Origin of the sequence: Bacillus sp. AR4-2 (genome assembly GCF_008274865.1) — a bacterium.
Classification (GTDB): domain Bacteria; phylum Bacillota; class Bacilli; order Bacillales; family Bacillaceae_G; genus Bacillus_A; species Bacillus_A cereus.
Genome location: NZ_CP031062.1, coordinates 5,077,378 through 5,100,806, shown reverse-complemented (window position 1 = coordinate 5,100,806; position 23,429 = coordinate 5,077,378). Strand labels below are relative to the sequence as shown.

Here is a 23,429-nt window from a genome sequence, read left to right as displayed (position 1 = left end):
TATTTTTGTTATCCCTCCGTTTCTATACGCGTTCTCAGACAAACAGAATTATGTTCAAAGCAATATTATTTAACGTAAAACAAAATGTATATTTACACAGTTCTATGGAAATATACACAATTCGACAAAAAATGCCGAAAAAAATACTGATATAAATAATGATATCAGACCTTTATATGTGAGATAGTTTTCATGTATATCTAGTAAAAAAGAATGGTTATAAAGGTAAGTTTTACGATACATACTAACCAAGGTAGTGTATCCCTTTGTGAAGGCTTATTTTTGCCTTAAAGTTATGTGGAAATAAAAATCTAGATAGGGTTGGTTTTGGTCAGAATGAAGACAATATGTACTTTGAAAATAGTCATTTATTTTGTCTAAAGAGAGTTGTGCGACTAGTGGACCGAAGTTGAAAGGTGATAGTTTCTTACATTGTTAGAGAAATATAAGGATTACAGAATATTCGACTAACACGTTACTACGGTCATTTTTGAGCCTGTTTAAACAATAAGAAAGAAGGTGTTTTACTCCTTAGTTACAATATCTTTTTAGTAAAGATAAGCTTAAGTAACCTCCGCTAAAGATTATATACTTAAATGATAAAGAGTTCAACAATGGTTCACATATTTTCCCAAAAATAAAAACGGCTGTTTTATGTGGAATAAATCTACAAAACAGCCGTTTTTGGTATTAGATTTCTGTTAAGATTATTGGCTCGCCGCGTGTTACGACAACAGTATGTTCACATTGTGCAACAAGACTTTTATCAGGTGTAACGAATGTCCAACCGTCGTCACCACGTTCAATAATATGATCAGCTTTCATAGAGATGAACGGTTCTACAGCGATAACAAGACCGTCTTTTAGAAGCGCATTATCCATTGGATCATAGTAACTTAAAATGTGATTTGGTGCTTCATGTAAGCTAAGACCAATGCCGTGACCAGTTAAGTTTTGAATAACATTGTATCCACTTTTATGTGCGAAGTTTGAAACAGCACGACCAATTTGATTTTGTTTTGAGCCAGCTCTAACCTTTTTCATTGCTGCCCAAAATGCATCAACTGCTGCTTGGCAAAGTTTTTCTTTTGCCTCGTCTTCTCCAAGAACAAATGAAATGCCTGTATCTGCATAATAGCCATCAAGTGCAGCAGATACATCGACGTTTACTAAGTCGCCTTCTTTTAATACACGATCTCCTGGAATACCATGAGCAACTTCCTCATTTACACTAATGCAAGTTACACCTGGGAAATCATATTCTTTTTCAGGTGCAGAAATAGCACCATGCTCATCTAATACTTTTTTACCGATCAAATCAAGCTCTTTCGTTGTCATACCTGGCTTCGCTTGTTTTTTCATTTCTTCACGTGCAAGCGCAACGATGCGGCCGATTTTTCGTAAGCCTTCTAAATCTTGTTCATTACGAATAATCATGAAAACCACTGTCCTTCCTCGAATATATATCTTATCCGATTGTATCATGTTTATTTTCGTCCTGCTACTCGCTTGCGGTATGCGGGTTGATTCCTCTCATAAAGAATACATGACAATTGTCATATCGATGTCATGACGCATCATACTGTTTCCTAAGTTTTCCAAGTAATACAATGTAAATATAAGAAACAGCGGGGGTGGAGAGATGGAAAAGATTATTGAAGTAAATGGTGTTTCTAAAACATTTAAACATAAAAACGTAGTAAATAATGTTTCATTTCATGTAAATAAAGGGGAAATAGTAGCGTTACTTGGTCCGAATGGTGCGGGGAAAACAACGACGATGTCGATGATGCTTGGATTAAAGGACCCAACAGAAGGTAAGGTCTTTATATTTGGAAAGAGTCCAAAGCATAGAGATGTTCGTAATAGCCTCGGTGCGATGCTGCAAGAAGTAAGTGTCATTGATAGTATTACGGTGGAAGAGGCAATTGAGTTATTCCGTAGTTATTATACGAATCCTATAGCGAAAGAAACGTTACTGCAGTTATCAAATTTAGAATCAGAGCGAAAGCAAAGATGTGAGAAGTTATCAGGTGGGCAAAAAAGAAGGTTAAACTTTGCGCTTGCACTTGCGGGAAATCCAGATTTGTTATTTTTAGATGAGCCGACAGTCGGAATGGATATTACGTCTCGAAGAACGTTTTGGGAAACGATTCGAAAGTTAGCAAGTGAAGGGAAAACGATTATTTTAACGACGCATTATTTAGAAGAAGCAGATGCTTTAGCAAATCGTATCTTATTATTTGCGAACGGAAAGATTATCGCAGATGGTACACCAGACGAAATGAAAGCAACAATTTCGAGAAAAACAATCACATTTTACTCAAAGGAAAGCATTCCTACAAAATTACTAAAGGAATTACCAAATGTAACAGAAGTAAAGTCAAACGAAGGACGCTTCATTTTAACAACGGAGGATACGGATGCAACTTTAAAAGCCATTTATCAAAGGAGTTTACCTGTAACAGATGTTTCAGTTGAACGTGGAAGTCTTGATGAGGCATTTGAACAATTCGTTGCAAATCAGAAGGAGGAAATCGCATGAGAGCGTTATGGATGCAGTGCAAAATAGAAATTTTACGTACATTCCGCAATAAATTATTTATCTTTTTCTCATTATTAATGCCTGTTATGTTTTACTACATTTTCACAAATGTTGTTCAAGTACCACAAAACGGAGATGCGTGGAAAGCACATTATTTAATTTCGATGGCAACTTTCAGTATTGTAGGGACTGCACTCTTTAGTTTCGGTGTGAGACTTTCTCAGGAAAGAGGGCAAGGATGGACACATCTTCTAAAAATTACACCGCTTCCAGAGGGAGCATATTTAACAGCAAAAATTATCGCTCAAATAGTAGTAAATGCTTTTTCAATATTAGTTATCTTTATTGCAGGGATACTAATTAATCATGTTGAGTTAACGGTAGGGCAATGGATTGGTGCGGGGTTATGGTTATTGTTAGGGGTAACACCATTTTTAGCGTTAGGAACAGTAATAGGTTCCATTAAGAAGGCGGACGCAGCTGCTGGCTTAGCAAATATTTTAAATATGAGTTTAGCTATAGTTGGCGGGTTGTGGATGCCGATTGAAATATTCCCAAAAATATTAAGAACGATTGGTGAATGGACACCGACATACCATTTCGGAAGTGGTGCGTGGGATATTGTAGCTGGAAAATCAATTGGATGGGAAAATATCGCGGTATTAGGAGGTTATTTCCTTATATTTGTTGTAGTATCAATATATATAAGAAAAAGACAGGAAGCGGTATAAATGATAGAGAAGAAGAGGATTGAGATTTTTCCAAAACATATGGGATTTTTTCCGTACATGTGGCTTGTATATTTATTATTTCCAATTTATCATTTAGCACAAGCATCAGGATGGAAGCTTGTGCTAGGAAGCGGTATGTTGATACTTTTTATTATCACATACCGTCAGCTATATTTTGTTCAGAAGACGTTTATTTTATGGGCATGCATTCAAATGATACTCATCTTTTTATTTGCTTTATTTTATAATCCTTTTATGATATTTTTTGGCTTTTTCACAGCAAGTGCGATGGGATTTGCGCCAAATAAGAAAGTATTTCGAGTGCTGTTATGCTCGTTAGTTATAATGCTTGGAGCATTTTTATTTGTAAATATGAATCAACTAACAACTACAAGTTTAGTAAATATCGTTCCGATGTTTATTTTAATGCTTCTTACGCCATTTGGTATGCGTAATTTTAATCAGAAAAAGATGTTAAGAAATCAATTAGATGAGGCGAACGAGCAAATTAAAGATTTAGTAAAACGTGAAGAACGGCAGCGAATTGCAAGAGATCTTCATGACACATTAGGGCATACGTTATCTCTTATTACTTTAAAAAGCCAGCTCGTTGAGAAGTTAATTGTGAAAAATCCAGAGCGTGCAAGTGCGGAAGCGAAGGAAATTACACAAACTTCTCGTACCGCCTTAAAACAGCTTAGAGAATTAATTTCTGATATGCGTATGATTACGGTAGAAGAAGAGCTAGAGCAAATAAAAGCGATCTTACAAGCAGCTAATATTGAATTAGAAGTGAGGCAAGAAGCAAGATCGAGCTCGTTATCACCAATTGAACAAAATATTGTCGGTATGTGTTTACGTGAGGCCGTTACAAATGTTGTAAAACATAGTAAGGCAACGCGGTGCGCAGTTTCTGTATTAGAATCACAAGGTGAACTGATTTTGAAAGTAGAAGATAACGGAATCGGTTTAACAGATCAAAATCATGATGGAAATGGTATTCGCGGCATGAAAGAACGAATTGCTCTTATTGATGGATTTGTTGAACTAGGTACAATCAATCCAGGGACGTTATTAACGGTAAAAGTTCCAGTTGTTATTAGAACAGGAAAAGATGAGGTGAGGGCATGATTCGAATTATTATTGCAGAAGACCAGCGGATGCTTCGTGGTGCATTAGGGGCCCTGCTTGATCTAGAAGATGATATCGAAGTAATTGGGCAAGCTGCGAACGGGGAAGAGGCATTAAAATTAATTGAATCGTTAAAGCCAGATGTAAGTATTATGGATATTGAAATGCCGATTCAAAGTGGATTGGATGTCGCTGAGACTTTAAAGAAAGAAAAATCATCATGCAAAGTAATGATTTTAACAACATTTGCACGGCCGGGATATTTTGAAAGAGCAATGAAAGCTGGTGTGCACGGCTATTTATTAAAGGATAGCCCAAGTGAAGATTTAGCGGCAGCAATTCGTAATGTAATGAAGGGGAAACGAGAGGTCTCCCAAGATTTAATGTTTGGCTTATGGCAGGAGCAAAATCCGTTGTCAGATCGCGAAAAGGAAGTACTGTTGCTTGCGAAAGAAGGAAAGACGGCAAACGAAATTGCGAAGGCACTTTATCTTTCGCCGGGTACAGTACGTAATTATATTTCTGAAGTATTAGCGAAGCTTGATGCGAAAAATAGAATTGAGGCAATTACAATTGCGGAAGAAAAGGGTTGGATATAAAAAGAAGGTTACCTATGAGAGGTAACCTTCTTTTTATAATTATTGTACTTCTATTACTTGATTTACTTTTTGTAACGGTTTGTAACCGTGTGCTTCAAATGCCTTTGCAAATTCATTTGATACGGCAGTGCCATATAAATCTTTTGCAGCTTGTACGATATGAGATTGAAGTGATTCAAAGTCTTCAGCGGAAGTTGCATAATTTTGCAATGCACGCATAACAACTTTACTTACTTTTTCATTTCCTTGTTTTTGAACAGCAATACCGTTATATGTTTTACCTTCAGCTAATTGATATAATACGTGACTGATAATACCAGAATTCACGTGTGATTCTTGATTATTACCATCGTTATAGAAATCTTGTAAATTTGTATATAGTTTATGACCGCCGTCACCAATTTCCCTTGGGATATCACGAATTGTTAGGCCACCTAATGTATCGCCCATAATCCAGTTTCCTTTATCTTTCTTTACGTAATATTCGATTTGTGTACCCCAGAAATCCGCTAATCCCTCGTTTAGTGCAGATGTTTCAGCGCTTGGATATCTCACAACTTTATTTTTCGTCGTGCCACTGAATACAGCATGTCCAAATTCATGAGCTGTTACATCAAGAGCGGATGTTAGTTTTCCGTCTAAACCATCACCAAATACCATTTGGTTCCAAGCGGGATGCCAAAATGCATTTACATAGTCTTCTTTTACACCATCACTAACTTCAGTAGAATCAAAACCGTGTACACTAGCAACAACTTTTGAATCTTTATTGTCGTAACTTTTTAGATTATGTTCTTTCTTAAAGTAATCGTAAATATCACTCATGTTCTTCATAGCGCCCGCGGCTTCTTTATCTGCAAAATTAGGAGTACTACTTGAAATTAGTGTCCCTGGATAACCAGCTTGACTATATCCTCCGAGGGAATCGGCGTAGTTTGCATTATAAATATAAATACCATTTCCGCGTGATAAATCCGCTAAATAAAATTTTCCATCAGTTCCTTTGGCAATATTGAAAGAGATGTTTTCTTGAAGTGCATTTTTTCCAGTTCCTTGCTCACTTGCAGGGGATAATCTAGGTGATGTTACTTGATTTATAGTCTTATTCTCTTTGTTTTTAATAAATTTTTCTTGAAAAAGTACTTCGCCAGTTTTTAAATCAACGATAGCATTGCCGTTTATAATTTGTTCATTGTTTTCATAAGTAAATGTAATAACAGTTGCGAATGTATAATAGCCATCTTTTTTCTTATAAACAACGGTTTCGCTAGAGAATTCAGTCTCAACTGCATCGCTTGGAATTTGAACTATATCGCGTAATTTAGATTTTACTTCATTTTTCGACAAAAAATTTGTTATAGTAAGATTAGGTTGTTGATTTAAATTTTGAACAACTTTACCACTAACAGTTGTGATCACTCCATTTTTATCTACTTTTACAATGAGATCTTGGCCATATACTTTATAGTTTTTATATGTTTGTGCAAGGCGAACTTCGGTTTGATTTTCTTTGGTTTCTTTATTGGTAGGTTGGAAATCTACATTTTTTTCAGTAGTGACTTGTTCTTGTTGAGCTTTCGCCCCATTTACCTCACCTTTTAAATACTTTTTAGCAATATTTTCTTTCGTATCATTTTGAGGTTGTGTTAATTTCCCGATTGTTAAACCAGGCTGAGCAATTTCAACTTTGACTGCACTTTTGTCTAATTCTTGAGCATGAATAGCTTCTGTTGATAAAGGGCAAAGAAGACCGAATGTAACGAAAGCACTAGCAAGTTTTCTATAATTCATCTATAACACTCCTAATCTATTATTGTATGTGAGATGAATTGTATGAAAAATTTGCCGAATTTTATATATATTATGCATTATTTCATATCAAAAATTGTCGAATTCACATTATTGTAGTGGTATGACAACTTAACAAATTAGATTGTTATAATGGGATGGTGAGTAAGTATGCACGCAGAGAAATTAGGAAGTGAAATTAAGAAAATTAGAGTGTTGAGAGGATTAACACAAAAACAGTTATCCGAGAACATATGTCATCAATCGGAAGTGAGCAGAATTGAATCGGGTGCGGTATACCCAAGTATGGATATATTGCAAGGTATTGCAGCAAAGTTACAAGTTCCCATTATTCATTTTTATGAGGTACTCATTTATTCCGATATTGAGAGGAAAAAGCAGTTAAAAGATCAAATCATTATGCTTTGTAAGCAAAAGAAATATAAAGAAATTTATAATAAAGTATGGAATGAGTTGAAAAAGGAAGAATATCATCCTGAGTTTCAGCAATTTCTTCAATGGCAATATCATGTAGCAGCGTATGTATTGAAGAAAAGTGATTATGAATATTGTATTTTAGAATTGAAAAAATTGTTAAATCAACAATTAACTGGGATTGATGTGTACCAAAATCTTTATATAGAGAATGCAATTGCAAATATTTATGCTGAAAATGGTTACTTTAAGAAGGGCATGGAGTTATTTGAAGGTATATTAAAGCAATTAGAGGCATTACCTGAAAATAAAGAGTTTGATGTGAAGGTAAGACATAATTATGCGAAAACATTATACTTAGATAATCAATATGAAGAGGCTCTTTATCAAATAAATAAAGCTATTGAAATATCGTGTCGAATTAATAGTATGGCATTGATTGGGCAGCTATACTATCAAAAAGGTGAATGTTTAGAAAAGCTAGGCTACGATGAGGTAGAGAGTGAAGAAGCTTATGAAAAAGCTTATTTCTTTTTTGATATACTAGAAATGCATACGTATAAAGAAAAGTTTATGAAAAAAATGACGAAATAAAATAACGCAAAAACTAAATATGCATAATTGCATAATGTATGGATAAATTTTCATGATATATTAAAAGAAAAAATGTGGGTGATGGAATATGAAGAAACTACTTATCGGTAGTCTATTAACGTTAGCAATGACATGGGGTATTTCATTAGCGGATACAGCTTTAGAGAAAAGCCAAGTAATTTCTCATGATGATCAAGAGGTACAATTAGCTTCAGATATGCCTTTTGAGTTTTAAAAAAAAACAACCGTCTTACTTAGACGGTTGTTTTTTTATGGAGTAACATCCAAACGTCTTTACTAGAAACAGGTTTGCTAATAAAGAATCCTTGAATGTGATCACAATTTTGTTTATGTAAAAATTCCCATTCTTCTTCCGTTTCTACACCTTCTGCAATCACTTTTAAATTTAGTTGTTTTGATAGTGTAATAATGGAAGAGACAATTGCTTCTTCTAAAGGGCTAGTTGTAATTCCACAAATAAACTCTCGAGCGATTTTTAATGTGTTGATTGGATATTTTGTTAAATAAGCTAAAGAACTATAACCAGTTCCAAAGTCGTCGATTGAAATTTGAATACCGAGATTTTGAAGTTGTTCGAGTTTTGCAACTACAGATTGATTTTGATTAATTGCGATGCTTTCCGTAATTTCAATATCTAGTGCTTCTGGTTTCAGTTCTGTTTCTTCCAATACCTTTGAAATAGTTGGGATTAAATCTGCATGGTTAAATTGAACAACAGATAGATTTACACCAACTTTTAAGTGAGAGAAACCTTGATTATGCCATCTTTTTGCCTCTAAACAAGCAGTACGTAAAATCCAATTGCCAAGTTCAATAATAAAACCAGTTTCCTCTGCTAGAGGGATAAATTGGGCAGGAGATACGATACCGAGTTTTGGATGCTTCCAACGTATTAATGCTTCAAAACCGATAATTTGTTTTGTTTTTGTGCTTACTTGTGGCTGGTATTCAAGGAAAAATTCATTTTGTTGTAATGCTTTTGAAAGTTCACCTTCTAAGAATTGAATTTCATTTTGAGCGATACTCATTTCTTTTGAGAAGAAAACAAATCTGTTTTTTCCATTTGCTTTCGCACGATACATAGCCATATCAGCATTTTTCATTAACTCATTTACATCAGTTCCATAATCAGGGTACATCGCAATTCCGATACTTGGTGTAATAGAGAGTTCTTCGCCTTGAATGAAGAATGGTTTGTTTAAAATAGTTAAAATCTGTTCAGCTATAAAAATTGCACTTTTTTCTGAGTACATTTCTGGTAATAGAATTGTAAACTCATCTCCACCTTGGCGAGCGACGATATCTTTTGAACGCAAGCAACCGCGTAATCTTTTTGCTACTTCAATTAATAATAAATCTCCAACGTCATGGCCAAGTCTATCGTTAATTTTTTTAAATCGATCTAAATCAAGGAATATGACGGCGACATCATTTGCGTTAGTTTGGGCTATATTTAAAATGGCTTTTAAATCTTTTTCGAACTTTCGACGATTTGGTAATCCAGTAAGTGCATCGTGAAAGGCTAAATGTTCTACTTGTTTTTGTTTTTCATATAAGGTGGTAATATCACGTGCTATCCCAAACATTCCGACCACTTCTTTGTTTATAAAAGTAGGGATAAGTGTAATATGGAGATAATAATAATAGCCTTCTTGTTCTTTTGTACGAACTTCTAACGTTTGTGGCCTACCTTCCTTTGTAATTTGTAAAGCCTTCTTTAGTAGTTCGTGGTCTTTTGAATCAATGAAGTGTACCAGAGAATAGCTTGCCACTTCGCAATAATAGGCAGTAAATAAGCTTTCGCACGCCTTATTAGATTGTTGAAAAATGCCATTCATATTTAAAGAGAAAACGGCATCGGGATGGTCCTCGAATAAAGATTTATAACGTTGTTCACTTTTTGATAATGCAAATGCACCTTCTTCAACTTCGTCCTCTAGTTGTGTAGTCAACTGTTCATATGTATGAATTAGTGCTTGATTATCTTTCCACATGTAAAGTTGCCGCAAGAATAACAAAATAAGTGATAATACGAGACCGATTAACATGAATTTATCATCCCAAGGTTGAATGATAATAAAAGAAAAAGTAATAATTATACTAAAATAAGGTAGTATAAAACGTACATAATCGAATCGATAATATTTTGTTTTCGTTTCATGCTGCATTGGTTTATCTAAAATATATAGTATGGAAGAAAGTCCAATTAATAAAATAGAAGCAGTGTGTATTAAATAATTAATTTCAGCAGAAGTTTTCATCCCAAAATTCAATTGAAACAGATGAATATAACCGTATACGAGTATAATAGTGAAACCGATAATTAATGCAATTCTACTAGAAGAATATTGTTCTCTTCTATATAGGCTAATAACGGCGTAAATTACTAATGATTGTGCAATGAAATACCCAATTAAAATCCAAGTATCCTTTGTTAACATGCGGAAGCTTGAAAGGTCTAAGATAAAAGTTAAGGTGAAATAAATGTTCATAATAATAATAAAGATGCTATCGAATGAAAATTGAGAAAGCCCCTTAATAGAATAATTTTTTATAAACTTTATAGCAAATCCAACAAAGAGCAAAATATATTGTATGATAAAAAAAGGTAATGCTTTATATGAAAATATAGATTGATCATGTATAGAAAGTGAACTAAGAAATAGGGTTATCTCCATAACTAATCCACATAGGCAAGTACATAGTAATAAAATCCAAAATAGTTTATCACTGCGTTTCATTCTCTTAATAGCTTTATATAAACAGTGACAAGAAAAAAGTGCAGCGAAACAGAATAAGAAAAGAATTCCAATTTCCTTTATATGCGACTCATTTGGAATAAAGAGTATCCAAAGAGCAAATATAGATATGTATATTATGACAAATTGTACATATTTTTTTTGATTAATCATATTATGACTCCGTTTCAATAAAGTTGAATCTCGAGGGAATGCTAATTTAAATAATAGCATATAAAATAGGATGTTTTTTACTATAAAAATTACTTTTTTGAAAAAATGGTGCAAAGTTACAATTTACCACTGTAACATTGCACCACTTATTCTTTTAATTCCTCTTATAGCAGAAAGTTCATCTATTAATTGGAATAATGCTAAGTCTTTTTGTTTACTTTCAATCATAATATCGAAATTATGATTGTGTTTTTTTGCAATGTGTAAGAAAGGCTTAATAAACTCTAAATCGATATATTCAGCATGAGCCCTAAATTCTTTTTCCGATCTCGGGGAGGAAATGTGAACTTTAGGAGAGATATTTGTATGTGACCAAGTTTCAAAAATTGCAGGAAGCAACTCTTCTAGTGGTTCCTCGCAAAGATTGGCCATATGATGATGATAATCAAATACAAATGGAATATTTTCTTTTTGGCAAATTGATAAAGTTTCAGCGGTTGTATAGGTTTTATCATCATTTTCAAGAGTCATTTGTTTTTTTATATGTGTAGGAAGTTTTTTTATGTTTTCATGGAAGCGCTCAATTGCCTTTTCTTTATTTCCATAGGCTCCACCTACATGAATATTAATGTAAGAAGAATCTGCAATGCCTATAGCATCCAATATTTTATAATGATAAGTCATATCCGTAATAGCGTTAGTAGTAATATGTGGCTTGTCGCTTGTAAATAGCGTAAATTGATTTGGATGAAAACTTATTCGTAAATTGTGTTCTTTAATTAAAGCCCCTATTTTACGCCAAAGTGGTGTGAACACCCCAATATAGTCAAACTCGACTTCGGGATGTGTTGCAAGTGGGACGATGGAAGACGATAGGCGATATAGTGGGATTTCATGCGCTATATTGTAATGAAGGATACGTATTGTGTGCTCTAAATTTTGCCTTGTAACATGGTACAGTTTGTCTTCTCGCTCTTGCTTGCTGAGTTTCTTAAAGCTTGTAAACGTCATTGTTTTGGCAGGAGAACAGTCCCAGAGTGCCATTGCATGTGAGACATATCCAAACCGTATAAGCATATGAGATACACCTCTTTTATTCATTGTCTTTCCTATAAAAAGAAAGCAAACATTGTTCCAATCCATTCCTTTCCTCTATCGATAAGAGAAGGCGGGTTTACATCGCTATAGGAAAGTACAGATGCATTCTCTAGATCTTCATGGAATTTCTTTTTTACTGTTTGAATGAAATGTTTATTATATAACAGGCAGTTTATTTCATGGTTAATATATAAACTTCTCATATCAAAGTTTGCTGTTCCGATATCGCAAATATCATCGTCTACTATAATAATTTTGGCGTGAAAAAAACCTTGTTGAAATGCATAAATATTGCAACCAGCCTGTATTAATTTTCGGCAGTACGGAAATTTGGCTTCTCGAACAAGAGGGTGATCAGCTTTTTCTGGAACAAGAATTGTGATTTGAACCCCTCTTTCTCTTGCTTTTAATAAGGCATTCATAATTTTTTTTCCAGGAATGAAATATGGTGTACCGATACAGATTTCTTTTTTTGCCGCGTTAATTAAATGTAAAAAAGTATGCTGTAAATAAGCCCCATCAGTCGGAATAAATTGATGCAGGATGGTACCTGGGTTTTGTTTTGGAAAATAAAGAGAAGCATCTAATAAATTTTGTTTCGTATCATCAAACCAGTCATGCAAAAATTGCTTTTGTAAATCTTGAACCCCTTCTCCTGTAAGACGTAAATGGTAGTCTCGCCATAATCCTAAATATTCATTATGCCCTAGATACTCTTCACCGATATTAAATCCCCCGATATAGCCGGTTTTCCCATCAATCACTGTAATTTTCCTATGATTTCGTTGATTGGCAGAAAAGAAAGGCAGAGGAAATTTTACCTTATGACAAAATGAAAAAGATACACCATGTTTTTGCAGGGAGCGAATAGCTTCGTTTGATAAAGAATGGCTGCCAAATCGATCAAGTAAAAGTCGTACTTCAATTCCTTCCTGAGCCTTATCAATCAGCAATTTTAAAAATTCACGACTGATTTTATCGTTTTTTACAATGAAGAATAAAATATGAATGTGATGCTGTGCTTGTTTTATATCAGTAAATAAAGCGTCATACAAATCTTTCCCGTATGTATAAAGGTGAAAATCACTTTGACGTAAAGGGAAAGTGCGAGAGCTTACTCGTTTTAAATGAAGAAGTCTCCCGTATGAAAGGTCAATTGTAATCCAAAGAGCAACGGATATTAACAAAAGAGATAAGTAGAGCATTAGTGAATTCCCTCCTTCGCATTCTTTTCACCTTCAGTGTGTTACAAATGATACGGGTAGCACGGCTGTTATTATAAATTTCTTTAGAGGATAGATCTTGTACTGGTTAAAGTGTCACTTTATCCCGCTTTAACGGGCAGTAAGCTTCCTATTTCAAAAATTGATGAATAAGCAGAAGCTAGTTTGGAAATCAACTGCCCGTAAAAGCCCGATTGGTTCAACTAATAATCAGCGGGGGATGAACCCCCCCTGCTGATTAAAGTTTCACTTTATAGTTTCACCGAAATAAACAGCTTTATGAAAAAATGTGTTGTTCTATAACAAAAAACTGTTGACTGAATGCTCACTCATTATATAATGGGGATAGGGGATATAATTCAGAAAATTATATATTTTTGAAGATTCAAAAAAGAAAGAAGGCTTACGAAGAGAGGGGTAGCATAAAAATGAATAGCTTACTGATCATTAATTGGCTGGCTGCCATTGCTGTTATTGCTTATGCAGGATATTTGTTTGTATATCTTATACGGACGAGAATGGCCTACATACAATTAGGAAAAAAAATTGAATTTGACCGTCGTTTTAAAGAGCGTTGGGATCTCCTTAAGGTCAATGTTTTCGGTCAGAAAAAGCTGCTGAAAGATAAGAAAAGCGGCATCATTCACGTTATGTTCTTTTACGGATTTATTCTTGTCCAATTTGGAGCAATTGACTTCGTTTGGAAAGGACTCGCACCAGGATCACATCTTCCACTTGGACCACTATACCCTGCATTTACATTCTTCCAGGAAATTGTCACACTTGTTATTTTAATTGCAGTATTTTGGGCTTTTCATAGACGTTATGTAGAAAAGCTTGTTCGTTTAAAACGTAACTTCAAATCAGGTCTTGTTCTTATCTTTATCGGTGGCTTAATGATTTCTGTGCTACTTGGTAACGGTATGGGACTTATATGGCATGGCGAGGAGCTTTCATGGAGTGAACCAATTGCTTCTGCAATCGCTTACGTTTTTAGCGGGATAAATGAAACCGTAGCCATTTCAGTGTTCTATTTTTCTTGGTGGGTGCATTTACTAATTTTGTTAACGTTTTTAGTGTATGTTCCACAATCAAAACATGCGCATTTAATTGCAGGACCAGCTAATGTATTCTTCGGTCGTCTTTCAAACCCAGGGAAGCTTGAAAAGATTGATTTTGAAGATGAAACGCAAGAAACATTTGGTGTTGGTAAAATTGAAGACTTTAGACAAAATCAACTTATTGACTTATACGCTTGTGTAGAGTGTGGCCGTTGTACAAATATGTGTCCGGCAACAGGAACAGGAAAAATGTTATCACCGATGGACTTAATTTTAAAACTTCGCGATCATTTAACTGATAAAGGAGCTGCGGTAACATCAAAAGCACCGTGGGTTCCAGTAGTTGCCTTCAATAATACACAAGGAAATCAGTTAGCGATGATGGCAGCTGGAAAAGGGCAACAAGAATCAGCGTCTACAACGCTCGCTTACGATCCGAGTTTAATCGGAGATGTTATTACAGAAGAAGAGATCTGGGCATGTACAACGTGCCGTAACTGTGAAGATCAATGCCCAGTTATGAATGAGCATGTTGACAAAATTATTGACTTACGTCGATATCTCGTTTTGACTGAAGGAAAAATGGACGCGGAAGCACAACGCGCGATGACAAATATCGAGCGTCAAGGAAATCCGTGGGGGCTGAACCGTAAAGAGCGTGAAACATGGCGCCAAGGTGATGACGAAGTAACAGTTCCAACTGTAAAAGAAAAATCAAAAGCTGGGGAGGAATTCGAGTATTTATTCTGGGTTGGTTCAATGGGATCATACGACAATCGTAGTCAGAAGATTGCGATATCGTTTGCGAAGTTAATGAACGAAGCAGGCATTTCATTCGCAATTCTCGGTAATAAAGAAAAGAATTCTGGAGATACACCACGCCGCCTTGGAAATGAATTTGTATTCCAAGAGATGGCGACAAAGAATATCGAAGAATTTGAAAAGGCAGGAGTGAAGAAAATCGTTACGATTGATCCTCATGCTTATAACACATTTAAAAATGAGTATCCGGACTTTGGCTTGCAAGCAGAAGTCTATCATCATACAGAATTGTTAGCTCAGTGGGTGAAAGAAGGGCGCTTAAAGCCTGTTCACGCTATTGAAGAAACAGTTACGTACCATGATTCCTGTTATTTAGGAAGATACAACGAAGTGTATGAAGCGCCACGTGACATTTTGAAAGCGATTCCTGGAGTGAATCTTGTAGAAATGGCACGTAACCGTGAAACGGGAATGTGCTGTGGCGCAGGTGGTGGCTTAATGTGGATGGAAGAAACAACAGGTTCACGTATTAACGTTGCTCGTACAGAACAAGCATTAGCTGTACAGCCATCCATTATCGGTACAGGTTGTCCATATTGCTTAACGATGATCAGTGATGGAACGAAAGCGAAAGAGGTAGAAGAGAAGGTTCAAACTCTTGATGTGACAGAGATTTTAGAACGATCTGTTATCGGACAGAAAAAAGAAGCGATGTAGTTTGTAAGAATGTATACAACTTTAGAAAGAGGTGCAATGATTGCACCTCTTCTCAACGTAGGGATACCGAGCGAGCGCTCAGTGTTAAAAAATGAAATGGGGGAAAGAAACATGAGTAAAACAGTTATTTTAAGTGCTGCAAGAACACCAGTTGGAAAATTTGGAGGATCTTTAAAAGATGTAAAAGCGGCGGAACTTGGAGGAATTGCAATTAAAGCAGCGCTTGAAAGAGCAAATGTTGCGGCTAGTGATGTTGAAGAAGTTATATTTGGAACGGTTATTCAAGGTGGACAGGGGCAAATTCCATCGCGCCAAGCTGCAAGGGCTGCTGGAATCCCATGGGAAGTGCAGACGGAAACAGTGAATAAAGTTTGTGCATCAGGACTTCGTGCGGTTACGTTGGCGGATCAGATTATTCGTACTGGCGATCAATCACTAATTGTAGCTGGCGGTATGGAGTCGATGAGTAACAGTCCTTACATTTTACGCGGAGCAAGATGGGGATACAGAATGGGCAATAACGAAGTTGTTGATTTAAACGTTGCTGACGGTTTAACATGCGCATTTTCAGGTACACACATGGGCGTTTATGGCGGAGAAGTTGCGAAGGAAGATGGAATTTCTCGCGAAGCGCAAGATGAATGGGCATATCGTAGCCATCAGCGTGCGGTTTCAGCGCATAAAGAAGGGCGTTTTGAAGAGGAAATCGTGCCAGTAACGATTCCGCAAAGAAAAGGCGATCCTATTGTCGTTGCAAAGGATGAGGCGCCACGTGAAGATACAACGATTGAAAAGTTAGCAAAGTTAAAACCTGTATTTGATAAGACAGCGACGGTGACAGCTGGTAATGCGCCGGGACTAAATGATGGTGGTGCCGCACTTGTATTAATGAGCGAAGACAGAGCGAAGCAAGAAGGAAGAAAGCCATTAGCGACAATTTTGGCGCATACAGCAATTGCAGTGGAATCTAAAGATTTCCCAAGAACGCCAGGTTATGCAATTAACGCATTGCTTGAAAAAACAGGCAAGAAAATTGAAGACATCGATTTATTCGAGATTAATGAAGCATTTGCAGCGGTAGCAATTGCAAGTACAGAAATCGCAGGAATTGATCCGGAAAAATTGAATGTAAATGGCGGCGCGGTAGCGATGGGACATCCAATTGGAGCAAGCGGAGCGCGCATTATCGTTACACTAATCCATGCACTTAAGCAGCGCGGCGGCGGAATTGGAATTGCTTCGATTTGTAGCGGTGGCGGTCAAGGGGACGCAGTGATGATTGAAGTCCACTAATTAAAGTTCGAGGGTATAAAATTTATTAACAATTAAGGGGGAAGAAAAAATGGGTGTACAAAACATTGTTGTAATTGGTGCAGGGCAAATGGGATCAGGAATTGCACAAGTATGTGCAATGGCAGGATATGACGTGAAGGTACAAGATTTAAAGCAAGAGCAATTAGATAGAGGAATGGCTATCATTACGAAAAACTTAGCGCGCCAAGTAGAAAAAGGACGCATGAAGGAAGAAGAGAAGGAAGCGACATTAAATCGTCTTACAGTAACGCTTGATTTAGATTGTGTGAAAGAAGCGGATCTTATTATTGAAGCAGCTGTTGAGAAAATGGATATTAAAAAGAAAATCTTTGCGAATCTAGATGAAATTGCTCCAGAACACGCAATTTTAGCGACGAATACGTCATCTCTGCCAATTACAGAAATTGCAGCGGTAACGAAGCGTCCGGAAAAAGTAATCGGTATGCACTTTATGAATCCAGTTCCAGTTATGAAGCTTGTTGAAATTATTCGTGGTTTGGCTACCGATGATGCGGTATATGAAGCAATTGAAGATATTACGAAAAAAATTGGGAAAGTACCAGTTGAAGTGAATGATTTCCCAGGTTTTGTATCAAATCGCATTTTGCTACCGATGATTAACGAAGCAATTTATACGTTATATGAAGGTGTAGCGACGAAAGAAGCAATTGATGAAGTCATGAAGCTTGGTATGAACCATCCGATGGGGCCTTTGACACTCGCCGATTTTATCGGTTTAGATACGTGTTTATACATTATGGAAGTGTTGCATGAAGGATTAGGAGATAGTAAATATCGCCCATGTCCGTTATTACGTAAGTATGTGAATGCAGGATGGTTAGGGCGTAAAACAGGTCGTGGATTCTACGTTTACGAATAAATGCCCCCTTTGTTACAACATAGTGGTCTTACCAAATTATTTAAAGGATATATAGCAAATGGAGGCGGAATATATGAACTTTCGTTTTAATGAAGAGCAGCAAATGATGAGGAAAATGGTTCGGGATTTTGCACAGAAGGAAATAGCTCCCTTTGTTCCTAGTATGGAACAAGGGGTGTTCCCGAAAGAGATTTTGCAAAAGATGGGTGAGCTTGGATTAATGGGTATTCCAGCGCCTGCAAAATACGGCGGGGCAGAAATGGACTTTATTTCTTACATTCTAGCAATTGAGGAAATCTCAAAGGTAAGTGCAACAGTTGGTGTAATTTTAGCTGTACATACGTCAGTTGGAATGAATCCGATTTTATATTTTGGAACAGAAGAACAGAAGAAAAAATATGTTTCTAAACTTGCAACCGGGGAATATTTAGGTGCATTTGCTTTAACAGAGCCAAATGCAGGATCAGATGCAGGGAGTTTGAAATCAAGAGCTGTGAAAAAAGGTGATCATTATATTATTAATGGATCGAAAGTGTTTATTACAAATGGTGGTGAAGCAAGTACATACATTGTATTCGCTTCTACAAATCCAGAGGCAGGAAAAAGTGGTATTTCTGCATTTATAGTAGAGAAAGATACACCTGGTTTAATCATTGGAAAAGATGAACATAAGATGGGACTTCTCGGTTCTCGTACAGTACAACTTACTTTTGAAGATATGAAAGTGCCAGCTGAGAATTTACTTGGGGAAGAAGGACAAGGATTCAAAGTGGCGATGGCGAATTTAGATGTTGGGCGAATTGGAATCGGTGCGCAGGCTTTAGGAATTGCTGAAGCGGCGCTTGGCTGTGCAATTGATTATGCAAAAGAAAGAGAGCAATTCGGGAAGCCAATTGCGGCGCAGCAAGGGATTGGCTTCAAGCTTGCAGATATGGCAACAAGTGTCGAGGCAGCAAGGTTACTCGTATATAGAGCGGCATCTCTTAGGGCACAAGGATTACCATGCGGTAAAGAAGCATCTATTGCGAAATTATTTGCTTCTAAGACATCGGTTGAAGTCGCGATTGAGGCGGTGCAAGTATTTGGTGGTTACGGTTATACGAAAGACTATCCAGTAGAACGATTTTTCCGTGATGCGAAAATTACGCAAATATATGAAGGAACAAGTGAAATACAGAAACTTGTTATTAGCCGTGCTTTATAAAAGGGCGAGGGGGAGACGGAGATGCATTTTAAACTATCAGAAGAACATGAAATGATAAGAAAAATGGTTCGAGATTTTGCTAAAAATGAAGTGGCACCAACAGCAGCTGAGCGTGATGAAGAAGAGCGATTTGATCGAGAGTTATTTGATCAAATGGCAGAGCTTGGTTTAACTGGTATTCCATGGCCTGAAGAGTACGGTGGAATTGGAAGCGATTACTTAGCATACGTAATCGCTATTGAAGAATTATCTCGCGTTTGTGCTTCAACAGGTGTAACACTGTCTGCGCATACTTCACTTGCGGGATGGCCAATTTTTAAATTTGGGACGGAAGAGCAAAAGCAAAAGTTTTTACGGCCGATGGCTGAAGGGAAGAAAATTGGTGCATACGGCTTAACGGAACCAGGATCTGGATCGGATGCTGGTGGAATGAAGACAATCGCAAAGAGAGATGGCGATCATTATATTTTAAATGGATCAAAAATTTTCATTACAAATGGCGGTATTGCTGATATTTATGTTGTTTTTGCGCTAACTGATCCTGAATCGAAGCAGCGCGGTACGAGTGCATTTATTGTAGAAAGTGATACACCGGGATTTTCAGTTGGGAAGAAGGAGAGCAAGCTAGGGATTCGCTCTTCACCAACGACTGAAATTATGTTTGAAGATTGCCGTATTCCTGTAGAGAATCTACTTGGAGGAGAGGGGCAAGGGTTTAAAGTTGCGATGCAAACATTAGATGGAGGTCGTAACGGTATTGCGGCGCAAGCTGTTGGGATTGCACAAGGGGCTTTAGATGCTTCTGTAGAATATGCAAGGGAGCGCCATCAGTTTGGAAAACCAATTGCGGCGCAGCAAGGGATTGGCTTTAAACTTGCGGATATGGCAACAGATGTAGAAGCAGCACGCCTTTTAACATATCAAGCGGCTTGGCTTGAATCAGAAGGGCTTCCGTATGGAAAAGAATCAGCGATGTCAAAAGTATTTGCAGGCGATGCAGCGATGAAGGTGACGACTGAAGCGGTGCAAGTATTTGGTGGTTACGGTTATACGAAAGATTATCCAGTAGAGCGTTATATGCGAGATGCAAAGATTACACAAATATATGAAGGAACACAAGAGATTCAGAGGCTTGTAATTTCTCGTATGTTAACGAAGTAGGAACGAAAGCGTAGGTATTTTCCTACGCTTTTTCCTTCCAAAAAATAATAGAGAGAGGTGAAGGGAATGGTTAAACATAATGTGCATGCATCGGTGAAAGATGAAAAATTAGTTGCGTTAAGACGTGAACAAATGATTAAAGGTGCGGTGCAACTGTTTAAACAAAAAGGATTTCCGCGTACAACAACGAGAGAGATTGCAAAAGCGGCTGGGTTTAGTATAGGGACACTTTATGAGTACATTCGTACCAAAGATGATGTTTTATATTTAGTTTGTGATAGTATATATGAACATGTAAAAGAAAGATTAGAGGAAGTAGTGTGTACAGAAAAAGGGAGTATAGAAAGTTTAAAGATAGCAATAACGAATTACTTTAAAGTGATGGACGAATTACAGGAAGAAGTATTGATAATGTATCAAGAGGTACGCTTTTTACCGAAAGAATCACTTCCGTATGTATTAGAAAAGGAGTTTCAAATGGTAGGAATGTTCGAGAATATTTTAGAACAGTGTACGGAAAATGGAACATTTACATTAAATAAAAAAGAAATACAGCTTCTTGCGCATAATATTTTTATACAAGGACAGATGTGGGGATTTAGACGCTGGGCGCTGCAAAAACTGTATACGCTCGAAGAATATACAGAAATGCAAATTAGGTATGTATTGCAAGGGGCCCATATGCTTCCGAAATAAGGAACAGACAAATTATAATTTTACTACCCTATAAAAGTTTCCCGTTTTTTTTTGTAGCATATTTGTGCGACTTTTGTTTATAATGAATAGTATGGATTTTTTTAAGCAGGCCGTTATATATAAGGTTATATTTGATGAAAGGAAGTGCCGCATAAGTGGATTTTAAGCAATATTCACCAGAAGAGCTAAAAGAATGTTCAATGATTGAAGTTGTACATAGCGTTTTAGGGGATAAAAAACAAGCAACGACATTCAACGAGTTGGTTCAAGAAATCGCTCAAGTGCTGGGACTATCTCAAGAGCAAGTTAATGCGAAAATCGCACAATTTTATACAGACTTAAACATCGATGGACGTTTCATTAATTTAGGAGAAAATCGTTGGGGACTACGCAGCTGGTACCCATATGAGCAAATTGATGAAGAAATCTTGCCTCAACCAAAACCGAAGAAGAAACGTAAAGTTGAAGAAGACGGTTTTGACGACTACATTGAAGAAGACGAAGATGACTTCGACGATGCAGACGTAAGTGAAGATGAAGACGATGTAGAAGATTTGGACAAGGTTCTTGAAGAAGAAGACGGAGATGACGACGATCTTGATGATTTAGACGAAGATGACGACGACTTCGCTGAAGAAGAACTTGAGTATGATGAAACTGAAGAAGAAGAAGAGGAAGAACTGTAGTTCTTGACTTTTCATTATCGTCCATGTAGAATCATTTTTGGGCTCTTTAAAAAAGGACGATAATACTTTTAAAGTGTAAATATAAAAGAAAATTGCTCCCTACTTATTACTTTTTGTGATGAGGGGAGCAATTTTCTTTTTTGTTTTTTGTTTAGAAAATAAAAAGAGTCTAACAATAAGATGGATACAGTGTTATCTACATACGTTGCGCTTTGCAACGGTGATTATATAACAGCAAAATAGAAGGGAGCTTTTTCATGACTAAGTATATTTTTGTAACAGGCGGTGTAGTATCGTCTTTAGGAAAAGGTATTACAGCAGCATCTCTTGGAAGACTTTTAAAAAATCGTGGTTTAAACGTAACGATTCAAAAGTTTGATCCATACATTAACGTAGACCCAGGGACTATGAGCCCATACCAACACGGTGAGGTATTCGTAACAGATGATGGCGCTGAAACTGACTTAGACCTTGGTCACTATGAGCGTTTCATCGACATTAACTTAAACAAATACAGCAACGTAACAACAGGTAAAATTTACTCTTCAGTTCTTCAAAAAGAGCGTCGCGGTGAATATTTAGGAGGAACAGTTCAAGTTATTCCTCACATTACTAACGAAATTAAAGAGCGCGTATATCGTTCTGGCCGTGAAACAAATGCGGATGTTGTTATTACAGAAATCGGTGGAACTGTTGGTGATATCGAGTCTCTACCATTCTTAGAAGCAATCCGTCAAATTAAGAGCGACATCGGTCGTGACAATGTAATGTACATTCACTGTACGTTAATCCCGTACTTAAAAGCAGCGGGTGAAATGAAGACAAAACCAACACAACATAGTGTTAAAGAACTTCGTAGCTTAGGTATTCAACCAAACATTATCGTTGTTCGTACAGAAATGCCTGTTTCTCAAGATATGAAAGACAAGCTTGCATTATTCTGTGACATCGATACAAAAGCAGTTATCGAAGCTCGCGATGCAGATACTTTATATGCGGTTCCATTATCTCTTCAAGAACAAAACATGGACCAAATCGTTTGTGATCACTTAAAATTAGACAATCCAGCTGCAGATATGACAGAGTGGACTGCGCTAGTTAACAAAGTGCGTAATCTTTCTAAGAAAACAAAAATCGCTCTTGTTGGTAAATATGTAGAACTTCAAGATGCTTATATTTCTGTTGTAGAAGCACTTCGTCATGCTGGTTACTCATTCGACACAGATGTAGAAGTAAAATGGGTAAATGCTGAGCATGTAACAGCAGAAAACGTAAAAGAATTAGTTGGCGATACAGATGGTATCCTTGTACCAGGTGGCTTCGGCGATCGTGGTGTAGAAGGTAAAATCGTTGCGATTCAATATGCTCGTGAAAACAAAGTTCCATTCTTAGGAATTTGCTTAGGTATGCAACTTGCATCAATCGAATTCGCACGTAATGTATTAGGTTTAGAAGGTGCTAACTCTTCTGAAATCAACCCTGACACACCATATGCAATCATCGACTTATTACCAGAACAAAAAGATGTAGAGGACCTAGGTGGTACACTTCGTCTTGGTCTATACCCATGTAAGCTTGCTGAAGAAACAAATGCTTACAATGCTTATAATGAGCCGGTTGTATATGAGCGTCATCGTCATCGTTATGAGTTCAACAACCAGTTCCGTCCTGATATGGAAAAAGAAGGATTTGTATTCTCTGGTACAAGCCCAGACGGCCGTCTAGTTGAAATCATTGAATTAAAAGACCACCCTTGGTTCGTGGCAGCACAGTTCCACCCAGAACTTGTTTCTCGTCCAAACCGTCCACAACCATTGTTCCATGACTTCGTAAGAGCTTCTATTACGAATAAAGAGAGCAAGTAATAAAAA

At 36.7% G+C, this 23,429-nt stretch carries 19 protein-coding genes; 14 read left to right on the top strand and 5 right to left on the bottom strand.

Annotated elements, in window-relative coordinates; all coding sequences use genetic code 11:
- Positions 1–690: 690 nt before the first annotated feature.
- Positions 691–1,485 carry a type I methionyl aminopeptidase gene (gene map / locus DN399_RS26430; protein ID WP_003313889.1) on the bottom strand — a complete coding sequence of 265 codons (795 nt, stop codon included), beginning with the start codon at positions 1,483–1,485 and terminating at the stop codon, positions 691–693.
- Positions 1,486–1,642: 157 nt separating this feature from the next.
- On the opposite strand from map, the gene DN399_RS26425 reads away from it, so the two are divergent.
- The 4 genes from DN399_RS26425 to DN399_RS26410 are packed head-to-tail and all read left to right on the top strand — an operon-like array spanning position 1,643 to position 5,006.
- Positions 1,643–2,545, top strand: a complete 903-nt coding sequence (locus DN399_RS26425; protein ID WP_149150086.1) for an ABC transporter ATP-binding protein — start codon at positions 1,643–1,645, stop codon at positions 2,543–2,545.
- The gene (locus tag DN399_RS26420) at positions 2,542–3,276 is read left to right on the top strand and encodes an ABC transporter permease (RefSeq protein ID WP_149150085.1); all 735 of its coding nucleotides are present in this window, start codon (positions 2,542–2,544) and stop codon (positions 3,274–3,276) included. The genes DN399_RS26425 and DN399_RS26420 overlap by 4 nt, the downstream gene beginning before the upstream one ends.
- The gene (locus tag DN399_RS26415; protein ID WP_044306574.1) at positions 3,277–4,407 is read left to right on the top strand and encodes a sensor histidine kinase; all 1,131 of its coding nucleotides are present in this window, start codon (positions 3,277–3,279) and stop codon (positions 4,405–4,407) included. It abuts the gene before it with no gap.
- A complete protein-coding gene (locus tag DN399_RS26410) occupies positions 4,404–5,006 on the top strand; it encodes a response regulator transcription factor (protein ID WP_000619259.1) in 603 nt (200 codons plus the stop codon). The genes DN399_RS26415 and DN399_RS26410 overlap by 4 nt, the downstream gene beginning before the upstream one ends.
- 39 nt (positions 5,007–5,045) lie before the next feature.
- On the opposite strand, the gene DN399_RS26405 is transcribed toward DN399_RS26410, so the two are convergent.
- Positions 5,046–6,797: a M4 family metallopeptidase gene (locus tag DN399_RS26405; protein WP_001109511.1), complete on the bottom strand. Its 1,752-nt coding sequence runs from the start codon at positions 6,795–6,797 to the stop codon at positions 5,046–5,048.
- A gap of 168 nt (positions 6,798–6,965) precedes the next feature.
- Between DN399_RS26405 and DN399_RS26400 the strand changes: the two genes are divergently transcribed.
- Both DN399_RS26400 and DN399_RS26395 read left to right on the top strand, forming a co-directional pair.
- Positions 6,966–7,823 (top strand): helix-turn-helix domain-containing protein, encoded by an 858-nt coding sequence (locus DN399_RS26400; RefSeq protein WP_000542908.1) that lies wholly within the window; start codon positions 6,966–6,968, stop codon positions 7,821–7,823.
- Positions 7,824–7,911: 88 nt separating this feature from the next.
- The gene (locus tag DN399_RS26395; RefSeq protein WP_000734744.1) at positions 7,912–8,058 is read left to right on the top strand and encodes a quorum-sensing peptide PapR; all 147 of its coding nucleotides are present in this window, start codon (positions 7,912–7,914) and stop codon (positions 8,056–8,058) included.
- Between the two features lie 19 nt (positions 8,059–8,077).
- On the opposite strand, the gene DN399_RS26390 is transcribed toward DN399_RS26395, so the two are convergent.
- The 3 genes from DN399_RS26390 to cls form a co-directional block, all read right to left on the bottom strand.
- Positions 8,078–10,756: a DUF4084 domain-containing protein gene (locus DN399_RS26390; protein ID WP_149150084.1), complete on the bottom strand. Its 2,679-nt coding sequence runs from the start codon at positions 10,754–10,756 to the stop codon at positions 8,078–8,080.
- Positions 10,757–10,879: 123 nt separating this feature from the next.
- Complete coding sequence (gene uvsE / locus DN399_RS26385; RefSeq protein ID WP_061113780.1) at positions 10,880–11,833, bottom strand: UV DNA damage repair endonuclease UvsE; 954 nt, start codon at positions 11,831–11,833, stop codon at positions 10,880–10,882.
- Between the two features lie 32 nt (positions 11,834–11,865).
- Positions 11,866–13,059, bottom strand: coding sequence for a cardiolipin synthase (gene cls / locus DN399_RS26380; protein ID WP_000966423.1), 1,194 nt, complete (start codon positions 13,057–13,059; stop codon positions 11,866–11,868).
- A 446-nt stretch (positions 13,060–13,505) separates the two neighbouring features.
- On the opposite strand from cls, the gene DN399_RS26375 reads away from it, so the two are divergent.
- The 8 genes from DN399_RS26375 (at position 13,506) to pyrG (ending at position 23,423) form a co-directional block, all read left to right on the top strand.
- Positions 13,506–15,617, top strand: coding sequence for a (Fe-S)-binding protein (locus DN399_RS26375; RefSeq protein WP_001086776.1), 2,112 nt, complete (start codon positions 13,506–13,508; stop codon positions 15,615–15,617).
- A 9-nt stretch (positions 15,618–15,626) separates the two neighbouring features.
- Positions 15,627–16,910, top strand: coding sequence for an acetyl-CoA C-acetyltransferase (locus tag DN399_RS26370; RefSeq protein WP_002025101.1), 1,284 nt, complete (start codon positions 15,627–15,629; stop codon positions 16,908–16,910).
- Positions 16,911–16,959: 49 nt separating this feature from the next.
- Complete coding sequence (locus DN399_RS26365; protein WP_000538880.1) at positions 16,960–17,811, top strand: 3-hydroxybutyryl-CoA dehydrogenase; 852 nt, start codon at positions 16,960–16,962, stop codon at positions 17,809–17,811.
- A 73-nt stretch (positions 17,812–17,884) separates the two neighbouring features.
- Positions 17,885–19,015, top strand: coding sequence for an acyl-CoA dehydrogenase (locus DN399_RS26360; RefSeq protein ID WP_149150083.1), 1,131 nt, complete (start codon positions 17,885–17,887; stop codon positions 19,013–19,015).
- Between the two features lie 21 nt (positions 19,016–19,036).
- Entirely contained in the window at positions 19,037–20,176 is a 1,140-nt protein-coding gene (gene acdA, locus DN399_RS26355) for an acyl-CoA dehydrogenase AcdA (RefSeq protein ID WP_000545545.1), read from the top strand.
- A gap of 66 nt (positions 20,177–20,242) precedes the next feature.
- Positions 20,243–20,872, top strand: coding sequence for a TetR/AcrR family transcriptional regulator (locus DN399_RS26350; RefSeq protein ID WP_000238599.1), 630 nt, complete (start codon positions 20,243–20,245; stop codon positions 20,870–20,872).
- A gap of 155 nt (positions 20,873–21,027) precedes the next feature.
- Complete coding sequence (rpoE, locus tag DN399_RS26345; RefSeq protein ID WP_000346280.1) at positions 21,028–21,558, top strand: DNA-directed RNA polymerase subunit delta; 531 nt, start codon at positions 21,028–21,030, stop codon at positions 21,556–21,558.
- Positions 21,559–21,815: 257 nt separating this feature from the next.
- The gene (gene pyrG / locus DN399_RS26340) at positions 21,816–23,423 is read left to right on the top strand and encodes a CTP synthase (protein WP_000170460.1); all 1,608 of its coding nucleotides are present in this window, start codon (positions 21,816–21,818) and stop codon (positions 23,421–23,423) included.
- The last annotated feature ends 6 nt before the right edge of the window (positions 23,424–23,429 follow it).